Origin of the sequence: Salipiger sp. (assembly GCF_048261495.1) — a bacterium.
In the GTDB taxonomy this organism is placed as follows: Bacteria; Pseudomonadota; Alphaproteobacteria; order Rhodobacterales; family Rhodobacteraceae; genus Salipiger.
In genome coordinates this window covers 221,622-238,931 of sequence record NZ_JBLXFX010000008.1, presented here as the reverse complement: position 1 = coordinate 238,931, position 17,310 = coordinate 221,622, and the positions used below count along the sequence as shown (strand labels likewise).

The following is a 17,310-nucleotide window of genomic DNA, read 5'->3' as shown; positions in this document are numbered from 1 at the left end:
ATGCAAAAGGAAATTTGCCGCATGACTTTCGATCCTGCGACCTTGGTCTATGACGACAGGGGGCTGATCCCCTGCATCGCCCAGGAGGCGGCGACGGGCGAGGTGCTGATGATGGCCTGGATGAACGCCGAGAGCGTCGCGCGGACGCTGGAGACCGGTCGGGTCACCTACTGGTCGCGTTCGCGGGCGGCGTTCTGGGTGAAGGGCGAAAGCTCGGGACATGTGCAGGCGCTGATCGAGCTGCGGCTGGATTGCGACCGGGATTGCCTGCTGGCGCTGGTCGAGCAGCAGGGCCCGGCCTGCCACACCAACCGGCGGTCGTGTTTCTATACTGCGGTGCGGAACGGGGCCGAGGTGGAGATCATGGCGCCCGTGGAGGACTAGAGGGGCGCTGCCCCTCTGCGCCTGCGGCGCATTCACCCCGGGATATTTGGAAACCGAAGAAGCCCGGGATGGGCCGCGAGGCCGACCATGGCGCGGATGTCGCCGGGCGTGGCGCCATCGGCGCGGTAGGTGGCGATGGCGCGGGCGTCGTCGCGTTTGGCGAGCCGTTTTCCGGCCTCGTCCCGGATCAGCCGGTGGTGGTGGTAGGTGGGCGTCGGCAGGTCGAGCAGGCATTGCAGCAGCACATGGATCGGCGTGGCGGAGAAGAGGTCGCACCCGCGTGGCACGAGGGTGATGCGCTGTGCGGCATCGTCGAGCACGACCGAGAGATGGTAGGAGCCGGTGAAATCGCGCCGGGAGAGGACGACATCGCCGATCTCTGCCTGGAAGGTGTCGGGGGAGGTGGTGCGCGCGCCGGTGAGGCCTTCGGGGCTCTCGCCGGTCTCGATGAAGGTCACCGCGCCGGTCAGCGCCAGCGCGCGGCGCATGTTCAGGCGCAGGGCGGCGCCCTGCGGACGGGGTTTGGCGCCGTATCCGGCGGGCAGGCAATCGCGGCAGGTGCCGGGGTAGGCGAGGCCGTCGGGCCCGATCGGCGGCGCGCCTTCCTGAGGTGCCGAGGCGGCGGCGGCGATGTCGCGCCGGGTGCAGGTGCAGGGATAGATCAGTTCGCGCCGCCAGAGCGTGTCGAGCGCCCGCTCATAGGCACCGATGCGGTCGGACTGGCGCAGGGGCGGTTCGTCCGGAGTTGCGCCGAGCCAGTCCAGATCGTCGAGGATCTGCCGTTCCCACTCGGGGCGGGAGCGGGTGGTATCGATATCTTCGATCCGCAGAAGGAAGCGCCCGCCCGCCGCGCGGGCCATGTCATGAGCCAGCAGCGCCGAATATGCGTGACCCAGGTGCAGCGGCCCGGTGGGAGAGGGCGCGAAGCGGGTGCGCATGTTCACTCGTCGCGGTAGCTGCGTTCGATGCGCCTTGTGCGCCGTTCCTCGCCGCCCTGGTAGATGAGGACCCAGGCCAGCAGGATGAACATCGGGTGGGTGAGGCCGCCGGAGAAGATGATCGCCGGAATCCAGATCAGCAGCACGATGATCGACAGGAAGGGCCGGCCGGTGAACAGGATCGAGAGCGGTGGCAGGAAAAGGGCGAGGACGTAGTTCATGCCGGTTGCGCCTCCTGCGCGGCGATCCATGTGGACCAGTCTTCCTTTGCGCGGTCGGTATAGGCCTTGTAGCGCGCGACGCGGCCGCGGCGGCCGCCCTTGAGCCCGTCGACCGGGCGGAACAGGCCGAAGTTCACGTTCATCGGCTGGAAGGTCTTCGCCTCGGCCCCGCCGGTGATGTGGTGGATGAGCGCGCCGTGCGCCGTGTCCTGCGGCACCTCGGGGATCGGGTGGCCGAGGATCTCGGCGGCGGCCATGCGCCCGGCGGCCAGCCCCATCGCGGCGCTTTCCACGTAGCCCTCGACCCCGGTGATCTGCCCGGCAAAGCGGATATGCGGTTTGGATCGCAGCCGCATCTGGCGGTCGAGCAGCGTGGGCGAGTTGAGGAAGGTGTTGCGATGGATCCCGCCGAGACGCGCGAACGACGCCTCTTGCAGACCGGGAATCATCCGGAAAACAGAGGTTTGTGCGCCATACTTCATCTTGGTCTGGAAGCCGACGATGTTGTAGAGCGTTCCCAGCGCATTGTCGCGGCGCAGTTGCACGACGGCATGGGCCTTGATGTCGGGCTGGTGCGGGTTGGTGAGGCCGACGGGCTTCATCGGACCGTGGCGCAGCGTCTCGCGGCCGCGTTCGGCCATCACCTCGATCGGCAGGCAGCCGTCGAAATAGCCGGCGGTCTCGCCTTCGTGGAACTCGGTCTTGTCGGCGGCGAGCAGGGCGTCGATGAAGGCCTCGTACTGATCGCGGTCCATCGGGCAGTTGATGTAGGCCTTCTGCTCCTCCTCTGTCTCGCCCTTGTCGTAGCGCGACTGCAGCCAGGCCTGCGACATGTCGATGCTGTCGGCATGCACGATGGGAGCGATGGCATCGAAGAAGGCCAGCGCCTCGGCGCCGGTCTCGCGGGCGATGGCGCGGCCCAGGGCGTCCGAGGTCAGCGGGCCGGTGGCGATGATCCAGTGGCCGCTGTCGGGCAGGGCGGTGATCTCCTCGCCGGAGACCGAGATCAGCGGATGCGCGCGCACCGCCTCCGTCACGGCGGCGGAAAACGCCTCGCGGTCCACGGCCAGCGCGCCGCCGGCGGGAAGGCGGTGGCGGTGCGCGGTCTGCATCAGAAGGCCGCCGGCGGCGAGCATCTCCCAGTGGAGCAGGCCGACGGCGTTCTGCTCGTGATCGTCCGAGCGGAAGGAATTGGAACACACCATCTCGGCAAGATTGCCGGTCTGATGGGCGAAGGTGCCGACTTCGGGCCGCATTTCGTGGATCACCACGGGAACGCCCGCCCGGGCGGCCTGCCAGGCGGCCTCGGACCCGGCCATGCCGCCGCCGACGATGTGCAATGTCTGTGTCATGCGGGGCAGATAGGGCATCCGGGGCCGCCTGTTAAGGGGGCTTGCACAGGATCTGTGCGTCAGGTGCCCCTGTTGCCCGCCGCCGCGACCGCCTAGATCTGCCGCAAGCACAAGGGAGCACGCCATGGAAATCGGCCTTTACACCTTCGGCGACGTCGGGCGCGATCCGGTGACCGGGACGGTCGTCGACGCGCGGACGCGCCTCGGGAACCTCATGGAAGAGATCCGCCTGGCCGACGAGGTCGGGCTGGACATCTTCGGACTGGGTGAACACCACCGCCCGAACTACGCCATCTCCTCGCCCTCGACGGTCCTCGCCGCCGCGGCGCGCGAGACCAGGACCATCCGCCTCGGCTCGGCCGTCTCGGTGCTCAGTTCGGACGATCCGATCCGGGTCTATCAGCAATATGCCACGGTGGATGCGCTGTCGAACGGGCGGGCAGAGCTGATGGTCGGGCGCGGCAGCTTCATCGAAAGCTTCCCGCTCTTCGGGTACGACCTGAACGATTACAACGAGTTGTTCGAAGAAAAGCTGGCCATGCTGCTGGCGATAGACGAAGAGGAACGGCTGACCTGGCCGGGCACGACCCATACCCCGGCGGTCGAGGGCCTCGGGGTCTATCCGCGCCCGGTCTCCGGCCACCTGCCGATCTGGATTGCCGCGGGCGGTACGCCGCAGAGCATGGTGCGGGCGGGCGGGCTCGGTCTGCCGCTGGCGCTGGCCATCATCGGCGGAGAGCCGCGCCGCTTCGCGCCGCTGGCCGACCTCTACCGCCGCGCGGCGGAGCAGGCCGGTCATGCCGACAAGGCGCGGGTGTCGCTCAACGTGCACGGCTTCGTGGCCGAGGATTCCCGCAAGGCCGCCGACCTCTTCTTCCCGGCGCAGAAGGCCGTCATGGACCAGATCGGGCGCGAACGCGGCTGGCCGCCGCAGACCCGCGCCCAGTTCGATGCGGGCATGGGGCCGGAAGGCGCGATGTTCGTCGGCTCACCGGCCGAGATCACCGACAAGATCCTCGGTCTGAAGGAGGATCTCGGCTTCGACCGCGTCACGATCCAGATGGCGATCGGCATCATCGACCACCGCGAGATGCTGAAGGCGATCGAGGTGCTCGGCACCCGGGTCGCGCCGGAACTGCGCAAGGCGGGCTGACTCCCGGCCTCTTCTGGCCGGAAATATCCCGGGGTCCGGGGCAGCGCCCCGGTCCTGCCCCCGCCGCCGCGGCGGCCCTCAGTTCATCGCGCCACCCTCGGGAAGCGCCTTCACATAGGCCGCGACGGCGGCGCGGTCCTCTTCGGAGAGGGCCGAGAAATTCTCCACGACCTCGGCCATGTGCCCGCCGACGCTGTCGAAATCCGGGGTGAAGCCGGTCTCGAGGTAATAGGCCACGTCCGTGGCGCTCCAGGACAGCTTGTCCGGCGTCAGGCCGGGAATGGTGCCCGTGCCGTTGGGGTTCGGCGCGCCGCTGAGCCAGGCCGCGCGCTTCAGACCGCCGAGCGCGTCGCGAGGGGTGTGGCATTCGCCGCAATGGGCCAGCGCTTCGACAAGATAGCGCCCCCGGGTCAGCTCCTGCCCGAGATCGTTGCCCGCCATCACCCAGGACTCGTCGAAATACAACAACTTCCAGCCGCCGAGCGCGCGCCGGATGTTGAACGGAAAGCCCACATCGTGCGGCTCGCTCGGCTCGGACGAGGGCGGCAGCGTGCGCATGTAGGCCCAGAGATCCACCAGATCGCGGTCGCCCATCCGGGCGTAGGCCGTGTAGGGGAAGGCGGGATAGAGGTGCTCGCCCCCGGGCGAGACGCCGCGCATCACCGCGTTGGCGAATTGCTCCTCGCTCCAGACGCCGATCCCGTGGTCCGGGTCGGGCGAGATATTGGGGGACAGGAAGGTGCCGAAATCGGAGACGAACCGCTGACCGCCCGCAAGGATCAGCTTGTCCTCGCCCTCGGCCCCCGGCGCATGATGGCACGAGGCGCAGCCGGCGGCGGTGAACACCACCTGACCGCGTTCGGCATCGCCCTCGACCCCGGCGAAACTGCCCTCCGGCAGGGGATCGGGGGCGGTCAGAACCCATCCGGCCCCGGCGGCGACAAGCCCCGCCAGGACCACCGTTCCAAACAGCTTGCGCATTCCGGTCAGTTGTTGGAGGCGCGGTAGGTGTCGTGGCAGCCCTTGCAGGCCCCGCCGAGCTTGCCCATCGCGGGGCCGATGGCCTCCGCGCCCTCCGCGGCGGCGGTCTGCATCGCCACGGCGGCGGTTCCCAGCGCCTCCCACTTGGAGGCGAAATCGTCCCAGTCGTTCCAGATTTCGGCCTTGGCCGCGGTATCGGGCATGTCGCCTTCGCCCGAGCCTTCGGGGAACAGCGGCCCGAGGTGGATCATCGACGCGGCCACGATGGAATCGGCCGCGATCCCGGCGGCTTCGGCATCGTAATCGACCTCGCCCTTGGCCATGCCGCCGAGGGTCCCGAGATTGATGGCCAGGACCCGCATGACGCCTTCGCGCGCTTCGATGTGACCCTTGAAATCCTGGGCCAGCGCGGCCCCCGCGGTCAGCGTGGAGATGGCGGCAAAGGCCGCGACGTAGCGTTTCATTCCTGTTGGCTCCCTGTTGGCTGAGGTGACACAAGCCTAGTATGTCTCGAAAAAACGACAAATATATTCCTCATTGCTGCAAACCGGGTGACGATTCATGCACAGGGCGAACTGGGACGATCTGAAGTTCGTGCTTGCCGTAGCGGAACACGGCTCCGTCAACGCGGCGGCAAAGGCGCTTTCGGTCAACCATGCAACGGTTCTGCGCCGGGTCTGCGCCTTCGAAACCGCCTCGGGCGGGGCGGTGTTCGAGCGCACGGCGCAGGGCTACCGGCTGCGCGAGGATCGCGCAGATGTGATCGAGGCGGCGCGCGAAGCGGCCACCGCGATGCGCGCGGTGGAGCGTATCCTCTCCGGGCAGGGCGACGAGGCGCTGCGCGATCTGCGCGTCACCTCGGTGGACTCGCTCTGCGTCAGCCTGCTGGCGGATGTGCTGCCGGGGGTCGAGGCGCGCATCGCCCCGGACCGGCTGCGGCTGATCTGCTCGAACGCGCATCTCGACATGGCGCGGCTTCAGGCCGACGTGACGATCCGCCCGGCGCCGGTCCTGCCCGAGGACATGGCGGGCGAGAGCCCGTTCCGCCTGTGGTTCGCCGTCTATGCCGCGCCGGGGGCGCCCGATCGCTGGCTGGCGCTCGACGGTGCGCTGGCGCGCTCCGCTCCGGCGCGCTGGATGACCGAGACGCTGCCACCCGGGCGCATCGGTTCCGGCGCCGACAGCTTCGTCGTGCTGCGCGAGATGGCCCGGCGCGGCATGGGGCGGGTGGTGTTGCCCTGCATCCTCGGCGACGGGGTCGGGGGGCTCGACCGCCTCGACGGGCTGCTGCCCGCGATGAACGTGCCGGTCTGGGTCGCCTGCCACCGCGATCTGGCCGACCGCCCCCGCATCGCGCGCCTGATGGAGGCGCTGAGCGGCGCCCTGCGCGCCGCCAGCGCCGCGGCGCCCGTCAGGGGCTGACCCGGGAGGGCACGCGCAGGCGCTCGACACTCAGCGCGTCGGGCCATCCGATCCAGCGTTCCACCGCGTAGAGGCCGAGGCACAGCGCCAGCACCGCCAGCACCAGCGCGACCCGGCGCGGCGACGGCGGGTGGCGGACCCACCTTGCCATGCGGACCAGCCAGAGCGGGTTCATGCGCCCTCGGGAAAGCGCACCTTGCCGATGAATGGCAGGTTGCGGTTGCGCTGGCCGTAGTCGATGCCGTAGCCGACCACGAATTCGTCGGGGATCTCGAAGCCGGTCCAGTCGGCCTTGAGCGCCACCTCGCGCCGCACCGGCTTGTCGAGCAGGGCGATGGTGCGCAGCTTGCGCGGGGCGCGGGAATTCAGCAGCCGCAGCACGTGGCTGAGGGTGAAGCCGGTGTCGACGATATCCTCGACCACCAGCACGTCGCGCCCCTCGATGGGAGAGCGCAGATCCTTGAGAATGCGCACCTCGCGGCTGGATTCCATGCCGTCGCCGTAGGAGGAGGCTTCGAGGAAATCGACCTCGACCGGCAGGTCCAGTTCGCGCACGAGGTCGGCGATGAACACGAAACTGCCGCGCAGCAGGCCGACCACCACCAGCTTGTCGGTGCCGCCGAATTCGCTGCCGATCTCGCGCGCCAAAGCCTCGATCCGCGCAGCGATGGCCTTGGCCGAGATCAACTCGTCGACCACATAAGGCGTGTCCGCCATGGTGCTGCCCCCTTGAAACCCGAGGCCAAGCATACGTATTGGGGGGCAAGTGTCACGCGGGAAAAGGGGCGCCATGCCGACGCATTCCGAAACAAGAAGGCTGCCCTACACGGCAGAGCAGATGTACGGGCTGGTGGCGGATGTCGCGCGGTATCCCGAGTTCCTGCCGTGGACCGCCGCCGCGCGCATCCGGTCCCGCGAGGATCGCGGCGATCACGAGGAAATGCTCGCCGACCTGGTGATTTCGTTCAAGGTGTTCCGCGAACGGTTCGGTTCGCGCGTGGTGCTCTGGCCGGGCGAGCGCAAGATCGACACCGAGTATCTCGACGGGCCGTTCAAGCACATGATCTCGAAATGGCATTTCGAGGACGCGCCCGAGGGCGGGGTCGACGTGCATTTCTTCGTGGATTTCGAATTCCGCAACCGCCTGCTGCAAAGCGCGGCGGGAATGTTCTTCTACGAGGCGATGCAGCGAATCGTTCGGGCCTTCGAGCGGCGCGCGGCGGAATTGTACGGCTGAACCTGTGCGCGGGCGTCAGCCGCCGAGCGCGTCCAGCAGCAGTTCCAGCGCGTGGCGGGTGGCGGCGGCGCGCACTTCGGCGCGTCCGATGGCGCCGTATTCCACCGTCTCGACAAGGGTTTCCCCGGCGGTGGCAAGGCCGAAGCAGACGCGGCCCTCGGGTTTGAACTCCGAGCCGCCGGGACCGGCAATGCCCGAGATCGACACGGCAAGATCGGCGCTGGCGGCGGCGCGGGCGCCTTCGGCCATCTCGCGGGCCACCTGTTCGGACACCGCGCCGTGCGCTTCGAGGGTTTCGCTATGGACTCCGAGCAGTTCCTGCTTGGCCGCGTTGGAATAGGTGACCAGCCCGCGGTGAAAGATGTCCGACGACCCGGCAATGTCGGTGATCGCGGCGGCCACCATGCCTCCGGTACAGCTTTCGGCGGTGGTGACGGTCAGCCCGGCGGCGCGGGCACGGTCGAGGATGGCGCGGGCCAGGATATCGCTCACATCAGCACTCCATGGGCGAGGGCGGCAAGGGCTATGGAGACGATAGCAGAAAACACCCCGGCGATCACGTCGTCCAGCATCACCCCGAGCGCATCCCCGCGCGCATCCGCCCGGCCCACGAGCCAGGGCTTCCAGATGTCGAACAGCCGGAAGAACACGAAGGCCGAGATCCAGCCGGGCCACAACCGCCAGATGTCGACGGACATCATCATCGCGCCGTAACCTACCGGAAACAGGGCGATCCACTGGCCTACGACCTCGTCGATCACGATCCAGGACGGGTCTTCGGGCCCGTCCTTGGTCAGCGCTCTGGTGGCGGCATATCCGATGGCGAAGGCGGCGAGGGTCGCGGCGAGCAACAGCCAGAATCCGCCGATCAGCAGCAGCGCATAGGCCACCGGCAGCGCGGCGAGCGAGCCCCAGGTGCCGGGCGCCGGTTTCAGCAGGCCGACGTAGAAGAAGGTCGCGACGGCTTTCATGATTTCACCAGGGTTGCTGTGGCAATGGCGGCGATGCCTTCCTCGCGGCCGGCAAAGCCCAGCCGTTCCGAGGTGGTCGCCTTGATCGAGATCCGGCCGCTTTCCAGCCCGGTGATGCGGGACATTTCCCGTGTCATTTCATCGGCGTGCGGGGTGATCTTCGGACGCTCGCAGATCAGCGTCAGGTCGATGTTGGAGATCGCGAACCCCCGCGCCGCGGCCAGGTCCACCGCATGCCGCAGGAAGATTTCCGAGGCCGCGCCCTTCCACTGCGCGTCGCTCGGCGGAAAGTGGCGGCCTATGTCGCCCTCGGCCATGGCGCCGTAAAGCGCATCGGTGACCGCGTGCATCCCCACGTCGGCGTCGGAATGGCCCTGAAGCCCGCGCCCGTGCGGCACCTTCACGCCGCAGAGCACGACATGGTCGCCGGGGCCGAAGCGGTGTACGTCGAAACCGTTGCCGAGGCGAATGTCCATGCGGGTCTCCAGTAAGGCTGCGGCGCGGGCGAAATCGTCCGGCCCGGTGATCTTGAGATTGCGTTCCTCGCCGGGAACGATGGCAACCTCGAGGCCGGCTGCCCGCGCGACCTCTACATCGTCCGCCGCGCCGCCGGGATGGGACGCATGGGCGCAGTGGATGGCGTCGAAGCGGAACCCCTGCGGGGTCTGGGCGCGGAACAGCCCGCTGCGGTCGCGGGTGCCGGTCACCAGCCCCCCGGTCCCGGACCAGAGCGCATCGGTCACCGCCAGCGCGGGGGCCGCGCCGGGGCGGCTGTAGAGCGCAGAGAGCACCGCGTCGATCAGCGCGCGGCTGATGCAGGGGCGGGCGACGTCGTGGATCAGCACCCGTTCGGGCGGCGCGGCGGCCAGAATCCCGAGCCCCGCGCGCACCGATCCGGCGCGATCGGCGGCCCCCTCGACCAGCGTCACGTCGAGCCCGCGCGCCGCCGCCTCGGCAAAGGCGCGGTCATCGGGGTGGATCACCATGACGAGACGGTCGAGATGGGCCAGGGCCTCCAGCGTCCAGCGCGCCACCGGCTTGCCCGCAACCTCGCGCCATTGCTTGGGAATTCCGCCACCGGCCCGGCTGCCCCGGCCCGCTGCGACGATCAGGGCGGCTGTGCTCATGCGGTTCTGTCCTCCGGTCGCCTCTCTACAGGGTGCTGCCCGCCTGCGCAACGTGGCGCGGCAGTTCGATTAAAAATTGGGCAAACTGTCGCGTATCGTTCATCCAAGGAGTCCAAAGCATTGAACCGTGCCGGTGGGCAGGTTACGTCCCAAGCATCTGCACAAGGAATAGGCGCTTGAACTTCCCCCTGGGCGACAGGCTCGTGACTCCACCCGTTCTGCTTGCTCCGCTTGCGGGGATCACCGATCTGCCGTTCCGCAGCCTGGTGTCCCGGTTCGGCGCGGGCCTCGTGGTATCCGAGATGATCGCCTCGGGCGAATTCCTGACCGACCGGCCCGGAACCCGCGAAAAGGCCGAACTGGGCGCGGGGATCGAGAACACCTCGGTCCAGCTTGCCGGTCGCGCGCCGGGGCCGATGGCCGAAGCGGCCCGCATGGTCGCCGACATGGGCGCCCGGGTCATCGACATCAACATGGGCTGCCCCGCCAAGAAGGTGACGGGCGGCTATTCCGGCTCGGCGCTGCTGCAGGATCTCGACCATGCGCTGACGCTGATCGAGGCGGTGACCGGCGCGGTCGACCTGCCGGTGACGCTGAAGACGCGGCTCGGCTGGGACGACACCCATGTCGCACCCGACCTTGCCCGGCGTGCCGAGGGGGCGGGGGTGCGGATGGTGGTGATCCACGGCCGCACGCGCTGTCAGTTCTACAAGGGCCGCGCCGACTGGGCGGCGATCCGTGCGGTGAAGGAGACGGTGAGCATCCCCGTCATCGCCAACGGCGACATCACCGATGCCGCCACCGCGCGCGCGGCGCTCGATGCTTCGGGCGCAGATGGCGTGATGGTGGGGCGCGGCGCGCAGGGCGCCCCCTGGGCGCTGGCGGAAATCGCGGCGGCGCTCTACGGCACGCCGCAACCGCAGATCCCCGAGGGGGCCGCGCTGACCGACATGGTCGCGCAGCATTACGAGGCGATGATCGCCTTCTACGGCGCCGAGCTGGGGCTGCGCTGCGCGCGCAAGCACCTGGGCTGGTACATGGACCGCGCCGGCACCGCCGCCGATCTGCGCCGCCGCGTGCTGACCGCGCGCACGCCGGCCGAGGTCCTGTCCCTGCTGGCCCCGGCCCTGGAGGCGCCGCTGGCGGAGGCCGCATGACCTTCGACCAGAACAGCAACTCGGAACTCCAGATGCAGCTCTGGTCCTCGCTTCCGGTCCCGGCGATCCTGCTCGATGCCGAAGAACGCATCGCCGACATGAACCCCGCCGCCGAAGGCTTCATGAACAATTCCGCCAAGTGGCTCGTCGGCCAGCCGATCTGGGACCGGCTGGCGGTCGATGCCCCGCTGGAAGAGGCGCTGGCCCGGGCGCGCAAGAACGGCACGCCGCTGTTCGTCAACGATGTCGACGTCGGAACGGGCGCGCGCGCGCCGCTGGTCTGCAACCTTCAGCTTGCGCCGGTGCAGGGTCATCCCGGCTGGTTCATCATGCTGATCTCGCCGCGCGAGCTGGCCGGGCGCATGACCCAGAGCCATTCGGTGAAATCCGCCGTCAAATCCGCCATCGGCATGGCCGAGATGCTGGCGCACGAGATCAAGAACCCGCTGGCCGGGATTGCCGGTGCGGCGCAACTGCTGTCGATGAGCCTGACCAAGGACGACCTGGAGCTTACCGACCTCATCGTCGCCGAAACCCGCCGCATCGTGAAGCTGCTGGAGCAGGTGGAACAGTTCGGCAACCTCTCCGCGCCCGAGAAGAAGGCCGTCAACATCCACGACGTGCTCGACCGCGCGCGCCGCTCCACCCAGCTCGGCGTCGGGGCGCACATGAAGTTCATCGAGGATTACGACCCGTCGCTGCCGGCGGTCTACGGCGACCCGGACCAGTTGCTCCAGGTGATCCTGAACCTGCTCAAGAACTCCTCCGAGGCCGCCGACCCCAAGACCGGCGGCACGATCCGGCTGCATTCCTTCTTCGAACACAGCTTCCGGATGCGACGCCAGGACGGCTCGACCCAGAAACTGCCGCTGCAGGTCGAGGTCATCGACGACGGCCCCGGCCTGCCCGAGGAGATCAAGGGCGACATCTTCGATCCCTTCGTGTCGGGCAAGGAAAACGGCACGGGGCTCGGCCTCGCGCTCGTTTCCAAGATCATCTCCGACCATGACGGCTGGATTTCGGTGGAATCCGTTCCCGGCCGCACGGTCTTCCGCATTTCGCTTCCGCGCGCCCCGCGCGAGACAGAGGAGAAAAGATAAATGGACGGCACGGTTCTGGTTGCAGACGACGACCGCACGATCCGCACGGTTCTGACCCAGGCGCTGACGCGCGCCGGGTGCAAGGTCCATGCCACCAGCTCGCTCACCACGCTGATGCGCTGGGTGGGCGAGGGCAAGGGCGACGTGGTGATCTCGGACGTGGTCATGCCCGACGGCAACGGGCTGGAAATGCTGCCGAAGATCCACCAGGACCGGCCCGATCTGCCGGTCATCGTGATCTCGGCCCAGAACACCATCATGACGGCGATCCAGGCGGCCGAGGCCGAGGCCTACGACTACCTGCCCAAGCCCTTCGATCTGCCCGACCTGATGAAGCGCACCGCCAAGGCGCTGGACAACCGCAACGGCTCGGCCCGGCGCGACGACGTGAGCACGATCGGCGCCGACGGACCGGACGAACTGCCGCTGGTCGGCAAGACCCCGGCGATGCAGGCGCTCTACCGGCTGGTGGCCAAGGTGATGAACACCGATCTTCCGGTGCTCATCTCCGGCGAAAGCGGGACGGGCAAGTCCCTGATCGCGCGGGCGATTCACGATTTCTCGGACCGTCGCACGCTGCCCTTCATCACCGTGACCGGCGGCGATCTTTCCGACCTCGAAGGCCCGGCGCGGGTGCTTGCGCGGGTCAAGGGCGGCACGCTGCTGATCGACGAGATCACCGACATTCCCGACGAGATCCAGGCGCGCATCGTGCGCATGATGGACATTCCCGGCGAACACGTGCCGCGCTTCATGGCGACCTCGCAGGGCGACCTCGCGCAGGCGATGGAGGACGGGCGCGTGCGCCAGGATCTATACTACCGCCTGTCCGGCGCCACCATCTCGGTGCCGAGCCTGCGCGAGCGGGTCGAGGACATCGCGCTGCTGACCGAGCACTTCCTGAACCGCGCCGAGCGCGAGGGCGCGCAGAAACGCTGGCTGTCGCGGGATGCCTCCGAGCTGTTCCGCGCCTACAGTTGGCCCGGCAACGTGCGCCAGCTCGAAAACGCCGTGCGCCGGCTCAGCCTGACCTCGCGCGCCGAGGAGATCAGCCGCTCCGAGGTCGAGGCCGTGCTGGGCAACCAGCCCGACACCGGCCCGATCCTGCGCGGCGGCGAGGCCGAAAAGCTGGGCACCTCGGTGTCGCGTCACCTGCGCCGCTACTTCGACCTGCACGGCAACATGTTGCCGCCGCCGGGGCTTTACACCCGCATTCTCAAGGAGGTCGAAGGCCCTCTCATCGAGATCGCGCTGGAAGCAACGGGCGGTAACCAGGCGAAATGCGCCGATCTTCTTGGAATCAACCGCAATACTTTGCGCAAGAAGATCACCGACCTAGATATTCGCGTGACACGGCGCCGCAAACTGATGTAAAAGGGTCACATAGATGTGGCCGCGCTGCTTCGGTAGTGAAGAAGCCACAGGATATGGCGGTCCGCTGCGTCGAGCAGCACATCTTTGCGAGGTATATCTGTGGCCACCCGGGCACGGAGCATGAGTTGGTTGCGCCTGACGCGACTGCGTCGGCAACGGCGCGTGCAGAACGCGGCAACGCTGGGACTGGTCCTGCTCGGACCGATCCTCGCGGTGGCGACATTCCTGGTCCTGGGGCCGCTGGACGGCGGGCGGGGTCAACAGCTCAGTCTGCGGCTGGTGCTGCTTGCGGACCTTGTCTACGTGCTGCTGATTGCGGCGCTGGTGCTCGGGCGGGTGGCGCGGATGATCGCGGACCGGCGGGCGCAATCCGCGGGATCGCGGCTGCACCTGCGCCTGACCGGCGTGTTTGCGCTGATGGCGCTGCTGCCCACGATCACCGTCGCGGTCTTTGCCGTGCTCACCATCAACATCGGGCTCGAGACCTGGTTCTCCCAGCGGGTGCAGAACGTGGTCGGGGCCTCGCTTGCCGCGGCCGAAGCCTACGAGGACGAGCAGCGCAAGGGCCTGACCGAGGACGTGGAGGCGCTGGGGCGCTTCATCGACGCGGCGCGGCGGGCGAATTTCGCGCTGGACGACGGTGACATCCGGCAGGTCCTGGCGCAGGGGCAGGGGCAGATCCAGCGCGGTCTGCGCGAAGCCTATGTCATCGACGGCGCCGGGGAGATCCGCGCCCGGGGCGAACGCTCCTACCTCTTCGACTACGAAAAGCCGCTGGTGAGCGATTTCGGCGCGGCGGATACCGACGGCGTTGCGATGATCCCGGATTGGGACAACCACGAATTGCGCGCGCTGCTGCCTCTCTCGGCCTTTGCCGACCGTTATCTCTATGTCAGCCGCACGGTCGACGGGCGCCTGCTGTCGCTGCTCGACGAGACCCAGGAAACAGCGCGCTTCTACCAGCAGCAGGAAAGCGAGCGCGGGCGGCGGCTGTTCGATTTCGCGCTGCTCTATCTCGGCTTCGCGGTGCTGCTGATCCTCGCGGCGATCTGGCTCGGCCTCTGGTTCGCCGAGCGGCTGTCGCGCCCGGTGGGGCGCCTCACGGGGGCGGCGCAGCGGGTCGGGGGCGGCGATCTCGACGTGCAGGTGATCGAGGACGAGGGCGACGACGAAATCTCGATGCTCGGCCGCTACTTCAACCAGATGACGCGGCAGCTCAAGGCGCAGCGCGAGACCCTGCTGGAAAACACCCGGCAGATCGAACGCCGCCAGCGGCTGTTCGATTCCGTGCTGTCTTCGGTCACCTCCGGGGTGGTCGGGCTGGACGATGCGGGCAAGGTGACCTTCGTCAACCGCTCGGCGGAGCGTCTGCTCGGCTGGCACGAGACCCGGGAATCGGTGCCGATCACCGTGGCGGTGCCGGAATTCGGCGCGATCTTCGACCGGCTGCGCGATGCCGGGCTGGAAACGGCGCAGGAAGAGGTCAAGGTCTCGCGCGAGGGGCGGCTGGAGCACCTGCTGGCGCGGATGTCGGTGCGGCGGCGCGGCGACGGCTCGCTCGAGGGCTACGTGGTGGCCTTCGACGACGTGACCGACCTGGTCAGCGCGCAGCGCATGGCCGCCTGGGGCGACGTGGCGCGGCGCATCGCGCACGAGATCAAGAACCCGCTCACCCCGATCCAGCTGTCGGCCGAGCGCATCCGGCGCAAGTTCGGCCGCCAGCTCGAGGGCGAGGACGCGGAAAAGCTCGACCAGATGACCGAGGTCATCATCCGTCAGACCGGCGATCTGCGCCGCATCGTCGACGAGTTCTCGAAGTTCGCCCGCATGCCCGAGCCCGAGCGCAAGCCCGAGGACGTGGTCGCGCTGCTGCGCGGGGCGGTGATCCTGCAGGAAACCGGCCAACCCGGCGTGACCTTCACCGCCGATCTGCCGGAGGCGCCGATGCCCGCCGAGCTGGACGCGACGATGATCGGACAGGCCTTGACGAACCTCATCAAGAACGCCGGAGAAGCGATTGAATCTCTTCAGGAAAAGGGTGCGCCCGAAGGGCATTCCCCGGAAATCCGCGTGCGCCTTTGCGAAGAGGACGGGCGCGCGCTCATCACCATTTCGGACAACGGCATCGGCCTGCCGGAAGACCGCGCGCGGTTGTTCGAACCCTATGTGACGACGCGGGACAAGGGCACCGGCCTGGGCCTGCCGATCGTCAAGAAGATCATCGAGGAACACGGCGGGAGCCTGGTTCTCGAAGACGCGGCGCTGTTCGGCGGCGCGTCCCACCCCGGCGCGATGGCGGTGATCCGCCTTCCGCTCGGGCATTCGCCGGCCCGGACGGCGACACAGCACCGCATGATAACAGAGTTAGAGGGGCAGCAGACATGAGCGACATCCTGATCGTCGATGACGAGCGCGACATCCGTGAACTGATCGGAGATATCCTCGAAGACGAAGGCTACACGACGCGGCTGGCGGGCAATTCCACCGATGCGATGACCGAGATCAACGCGGAGCCGCCGGGGCTGCTGATCCTGGATATCTGGCTGAAGGACAGCAAGATGGACGGCATCGACATCCTGAAGTCGGTCAAGCGCGACAACCCGGACATTCCGATCATCATCATCTCCGGGCACGGCAACATCGAGATCGCCGTGGCGGCGATCAAGCAGGGCGCCTACGACTTCATCGAAAAGCCCTTCAACATCGACCAGTTGCTGGTGGTGATCCGGCGCGCGATGGAAACCTCGCGCCTGCGCCGCGAGAACAACAAGCTGAAGCGCCGCGAGGTCGAGGTCAGCCAGATGGTCGGCGAGAGCGCCTCGTTCCGCACGCTGGTGGGGCAACTCGACAAGGTGACGAAATCCAACGGCCGGGTGATGCTGACCGGTCCCGCCGGGTCGGGCAAGGAGGTGGCCGCGCGCTACATCCACGCCCATTCCGGCCGCGCTTCGGCGCCGTTCATCACGGTGAACTGCGCGGGCGTCGAACCCGAGAACATGGAGGCCGTGCTGTTCGGCCGCGAAACCGCCGAGCGCGGGGTCGAGCCGGGTCTTCTGGAGCAGGCCCACGGCGGCGTGGTCTATTTCGACGAGGTGGCGGACATGCCGCTCGGCACCCAGTCCAAGATCCTGCGCGTGCTGGTCGACCAGTCCTTCGTGCGGGTCGGCGGCGGCGACAAGGTGCGGGTCGACCTTCGGGTGATCTCGTCCACGAACCGCGACCTCGACGAGGAGATCGCGGCGGGCCGCTTCCGCCAGGAGCTGTATCACCGGCTGAACGTGGTGCCGATCCCGGTGCCCTCGCTGGAGGATCGGCGCGAGGACATCCCGCTGCTGGCGACGCATTTCATCGAGGCCTGCAACAAGTCGCAGGGCCTGCCGATGCGCCGCCTGTCGGAGGATGCGGTCGCGCTGCTGCAGACGATGATCTGGCCGGGCAACGTGCGCCAGCTCAAGAACCTGGTGGAACGGGTGCTGATCCTCGGCGAGGGCACCGGCCCGATCGAGGCCCGGGAACTGCCGCAGGAGTCGCCCTCGGGCGGCGACGAGGAGGGGCGCGTCGTGCTCTCCGGCACCCTGGCGACCCTGCCGTTGCGCGAGGCGCGCGAGGCCTTCGAACGGGAATACCTGCTCACCCAGATCAACCGCTTCGGGGGCAATATCTCGCGGACCGCGTCCTTCGTCGGGATGGAACGCTCGGCGCTGCACCGCAAGCTGAAGTCGCTGGGCGTGGTGACCGGGTCGAAATCGGGCGGACGCGTCGCCTACGTGGAAGACGACGAGGACGAGGACGCCGTCCAGAAGGCCGGTTGAACCGATCCGGCGGAGCGGGCGCGGGGCGCGCCCGCGCGGGCTGTCTCGTCATCGGCCCTGCGGCCTCTTCCTCGGCGGCCG

The 17,310-nt window shown here is 68.2% G+C and carries 19 protein-coding genes; 9 read left to right on the top strand and 10 right to left on the bottom strand.

Annotated elements, in window-relative coordinates:
* Positions 1 to 21 precede the first annotated feature (21 nt).
* Positions 22 to 384 carry a phosphoribosyl-AMP cyclohydrolase gene (gene hisI / locus ACN0RJ_RS17260; RefSeq protein ID WP_417721391.1) on the top strand — a complete coding sequence of 121 codons (363 nt, stop codon included), beginning with the start codon at positions 22 to 24 and terminating at the stop codon, positions 382 to 384.
* A gap of 32 nt (positions 385 to 416) precedes the next feature.
* On the opposite strand, the gene gluQRS is transcribed toward hisI, so the two are convergent.
* The 3 genes from gluQRS to trmFO are packed head-to-tail and all read right to left on the bottom strand — an operon-like array spanning position 417 to position 2,895.
* Positions 417 to 1,322, bottom strand: coding sequence for a tRNA glutamyl-Q(34) synthetase GluQRS (gluQRS, locus tag ACN0RJ_RS17255; protein WP_417725026.1), 906 nt, complete (start codon positions 1,320 to 1,322; stop codon positions 417 to 419).
* Between the two features lie 2 nt (positions 1,323 to 1,324).
* Positions 1,325 to 1,543: a hypothetical protein gene (locus tag ACN0RJ_RS17250; RefSeq protein WP_417721389.1), complete on the bottom strand. Its 219-nt coding sequence runs from the start codon at positions 1,541 to 1,543 to the stop codon at positions 1,325 to 1,327.
* On the bottom strand, positions 1,540 to 2,895 hold the full coding sequence (trmFO, locus tag ACN0RJ_RS17245; RefSeq protein WP_417725025.1) for a methylenetetrahydrofolate--tRNA-(uracil(54)-C(5))-methyltransferase (FADH(2)-oxidizing) TrmFO: 1,356 nt from the start codon (positions 2,893 to 2,895) through the stop codon (positions 1,540 to 1,542). The genes ACN0RJ_RS17250 and trmFO overlap by 4 nt, the downstream gene beginning before the upstream one ends.
* Positions 2,896 to 3,019: 124 nt before the next feature.
* On the opposite strand from trmFO, the gene ACN0RJ_RS17240 reads away from it, so the two are divergent.
* Complete coding sequence (locus ACN0RJ_RS17240; RefSeq protein WP_417725024.1) at positions 3,020 to 4,048, top strand: LLM class flavin-dependent oxidoreductase; 1,029 nt, start codon at positions 3,020 to 3,022, stop codon at positions 4,046 to 4,048.
* Between the two features lie 78 nt (positions 4,049 to 4,126).
* On the opposite strand, the gene ACN0RJ_RS17235 is transcribed toward ACN0RJ_RS17240, so the two are convergent.
* Together ACN0RJ_RS17235 and ACN0RJ_RS17230 are read right to left on the bottom strand one after the other, a co-directional pair.
* On the bottom strand, positions 4,127 to 5,029 hold the full coding sequence (locus ACN0RJ_RS17235) for a c-type cytochrome (RefSeq protein ID WP_417725023.1): 903 nt from the start codon (positions 5,027 to 5,029) through the stop codon (positions 4,127 to 4,129).
* A gap of 5 nt (positions 5,030 to 5,034) precedes the next feature.
* Positions 5,035 to 5,493, bottom strand: coding sequence for a c-type cytochrome (locus tag ACN0RJ_RS17230; RefSeq protein WP_417721385.1), 459 nt, complete (start codon positions 5,491 to 5,493; stop codon positions 5,035 to 5,037).
* 97 nt (positions 5,494 to 5,590) lie between these two features.
* On the opposite strand from ACN0RJ_RS17230, the gene ACN0RJ_RS17225 reads away from it, so the two are divergent.
* Complete coding sequence (locus ACN0RJ_RS17225; protein WP_417721384.1) at positions 5,591 to 6,451, top strand: LysR family transcriptional regulator; 861 nt, start codon at positions 5,591 to 5,593, stop codon at positions 6,449 to 6,451.
* On the opposite strand, the gene ACN0RJ_RS17220 is transcribed toward ACN0RJ_RS17225, so the two are convergent.
* Positions 6,441 to 6,626 (bottom strand): hypothetical protein, encoded by a 186-nt coding sequence (locus ACN0RJ_RS17220; protein WP_417721383.1) that lies wholly within the window; start codon positions 6,624 to 6,626, stop codon positions 6,441 to 6,443. The genes ACN0RJ_RS17225 and ACN0RJ_RS17220 overlap by 11 nt on opposite strands.
* Positions 6,623 to 7,168, bottom strand: coding sequence for a hypoxanthine phosphoribosyltransferase (hpt, locus tag ACN0RJ_RS17215; protein WP_417721382.1), 546 nt, complete (start codon positions 7,166 to 7,168; stop codon positions 6,623 to 6,625). The genes ACN0RJ_RS17220 and hpt overlap by 4 nt, the downstream gene beginning before the upstream one ends.
* Before the next feature lie 73 nt (positions 7,169 to 7,241).
* Between hpt and ACN0RJ_RS17210 the strand changes: the two genes are divergently transcribed.
* Positions 7,242 to 7,688: a type II toxin-antitoxin system RatA family toxin gene (locus tag ACN0RJ_RS17210; protein WP_417721381.1), complete on the top strand. Its 447-nt coding sequence runs from the start codon at positions 7,242 to 7,244 to the stop codon at positions 7,686 to 7,688.
* Between the two features lie 15 nt (positions 7,689 to 7,703).
* Here ACN0RJ_RS17210 and ACN0RJ_RS17205 read toward each other — a convergent pair whose 3' ends face one another.
* Genes ACN0RJ_RS17205 through ACN0RJ_RS17195 form a run of 3 tightly spaced genes read right to left on the bottom strand, consistent with a single transcriptional unit; the run spans position 7,704 to position 9,786 of the window.
* Positions 7,704 to 8,171, bottom strand: coding sequence for a CinA family protein (locus tag ACN0RJ_RS17205; RefSeq protein WP_417721411.1), 468 nt, complete (start codon positions 8,169 to 8,171; stop codon positions 7,704 to 7,706).
* A 5-nt stretch (positions 8,172 to 8,176) separates the two neighbouring features.
* Entirely contained in the window at positions 8,177 to 8,659 is a 483-nt protein-coding gene (locus ACN0RJ_RS17200) for a phosphatidylglycerophosphatase A (protein ID WP_417725022.1), read from the bottom strand.
* Positions 8,656 to 9,786 carry a bifunctional 2-C-methyl-D-erythritol 4-phosphate cytidylyltransferase/2-C-methyl-D-erythritol 2,4-cyclodiphosphate synthase gene (locus ACN0RJ_RS17195; protein WP_417725021.1) on the bottom strand — a complete coding sequence of 377 codons (1,131 nt, stop codon included), beginning with the start codon at positions 9,784 to 9,786 and terminating at the stop codon, positions 8,656 to 8,658. The genes ACN0RJ_RS17200 and ACN0RJ_RS17195 overlap by 4 nt, the downstream gene beginning before the upstream one ends.
* 176 nt (positions 9,787 to 9,962) lie before the next feature.
* Here ACN0RJ_RS17195 and dusB point away from each other — a divergent pair, with 176 nt between their 5' ends.
* From dusB to ACN0RJ_RS17170, 5 genes are all read left to right on the top strand, one after another.
* The gene (gene dusB / locus ACN0RJ_RS17190) at positions 9,963 to 10,943 is read left to right on the top strand and encodes a tRNA dihydrouridine synthase DusB (protein WP_417725020.1); all 981 of its coding nucleotides are present in this window, start codon (positions 9,963 to 9,965) and stop codon (positions 10,941 to 10,943) included.
* Positions 10,940 to 12,043, top strand: coding sequence for a two-component system sensor histidine kinase NtrB (locus ACN0RJ_RS17185; RefSeq protein WP_417721377.1), 1,104 nt, complete (start codon positions 10,940 to 10,942; stop codon positions 12,041 to 12,043). The genes dusB and ACN0RJ_RS17185 overlap by 4 nt, the downstream gene beginning before the upstream one ends.
* Positions 12,044 to 13,417, top strand: a complete 1,374-nt coding sequence (locus ACN0RJ_RS17180; protein ID WP_417725019.1) for a response regulator — start codon at positions 12,044 to 12,046, stop codon at positions 13,415 to 13,417. It begins immediately after the preceding gene.
* Positions 13,418 to 13,537: 120 nt separating this feature from the next.
* Complete coding sequence (locus tag ACN0RJ_RS17175) at positions 13,538 to 15,802, top strand: ATP-binding protein (RefSeq protein WP_417725018.1); 2,265 nt, start codon at positions 13,538 to 13,540, stop codon at positions 15,800 to 15,802.
* Positions 15,799 to 17,229: a sigma-54-dependent transcriptional regulator gene (locus ACN0RJ_RS17170; RefSeq protein ID WP_417721374.1), complete on the top strand. Its 1,431-nt coding sequence runs from the start codon at positions 15,799 to 15,801 to the stop codon at positions 17,227 to 17,229. Before ACN0RJ_RS17175 ends, ACN0RJ_RS17170 begins: the two co-directional genes overlap by 4 nt.
* Positions 17,230 to 17,310: the final 81 nt, after the last annotated feature.

Coding starts and splice junctions, on each gene's coding strand:
- hisI (WP_417721391.1), top strand. CDS start 22: ATGACTTTCGATCCTGCGACCTTGGTCTATGACGACAGGGGGCTGATC.
- gluQRS (WP_417725026.1), bottom strand. CDS start 1,322: ATGCGCACCCGCTTCGCGCCCTCTCCCACCGGGCCGCTGCACCTGGGT.
- ACN0RJ_RS17250 (WP_417721389.1), bottom strand. CDS start 1,543: ATGAACTACGTCCTCGCCCTTTTCCTGCCACCGCTCTCGATCCTGTTC.
- trmFO (WP_417725025.1), bottom strand. CDS start 2,895: ATGACACAGACATTGCACATCGTCGGCGGCGGCATGGCCGGGTCCGAG.
- ACN0RJ_RS17240 (WP_417725024.1), top strand. CDS start 3,020: ATGGAAATCGGCCTTTACACCTTCGGCGACGTCGGGCGCGATCCGGTG.
- ACN0RJ_RS17235 (WP_417725023.1), bottom strand. CDS start 5,029: ATGCGCAAGCTGTTTGGAACGGTGGTCCTGGCGGGGCTTGTCGCCGCC.
- ACN0RJ_RS17230 (WP_417721385.1), bottom strand. CDS start 5,493: ATGAAACGCTACGTCGCGGCCTTTGCCGCCATCTCCACGCTGACCGCG.
- ACN0RJ_RS17225 (WP_417721384.1), top strand. CDS start 5,591: ATGCACAGGGCGAACTGGGACGATCTGAAGTTCGTGCTTGCCGTAGCG.
- ACN0RJ_RS17220 (WP_417721383.1), bottom strand. CDS start 6,626: ATGAACCCGCTCTGGCTGGTCCGCATGGCAAGGTGGGTCCGCCACCCG.
- hpt (WP_417721382.1), bottom strand. CDS start 7,168: ATGGCGGACACGCCTTATGTGGTCGACGAGTTGATCTCGGCCAAGGCC.
- ACN0RJ_RS17210 (WP_417721381.1), top strand. CDS start 7,242: ATGCCGACGCATTCCGAAACAAGAAGGCTGCCCTACACGGCAGAGCAG.
- ACN0RJ_RS17200 (WP_417725022.1), bottom strand. CDS start 8,659: ATGAAAGCCGTCGCGACCTTCTTCTACGTCGGCCTGCTGAAACCGGCG.
- ACN0RJ_RS17195 (WP_417725021.1), bottom strand. CDS start 9,786: ATGAGCACAGCCGCCCTGATCGTCGCAGCGGGCCGGGGCAGCCGGGCC.
- ACN0RJ_RS17185 (WP_417721377.1), top strand. CDS start 10,940: ATGACCTTCGACCAGAACAGCAACTCGGAACTCCAGATGCAGCTCTGG.
- ACN0RJ_RS17180 (WP_417725019.1), top strand. CDS start 12,044: ATGGACGGCACGGTTCTGGTTGCAGACGACGACCGCACGATCCGCACG.
- ACN0RJ_RS17175 (WP_417725018.1), top strand. CDS start 13,538: ATGAGTTGGTTGCGCCTGACGCGACTGCGTCGGCAACGGCGCGTGCAG.
- ACN0RJ_RS17170 (WP_417721374.1), top strand. CDS start 15,799: ATGAGCGACATCCTGATCGTCGATGACGAGCGCGACATCCGTGAACTG.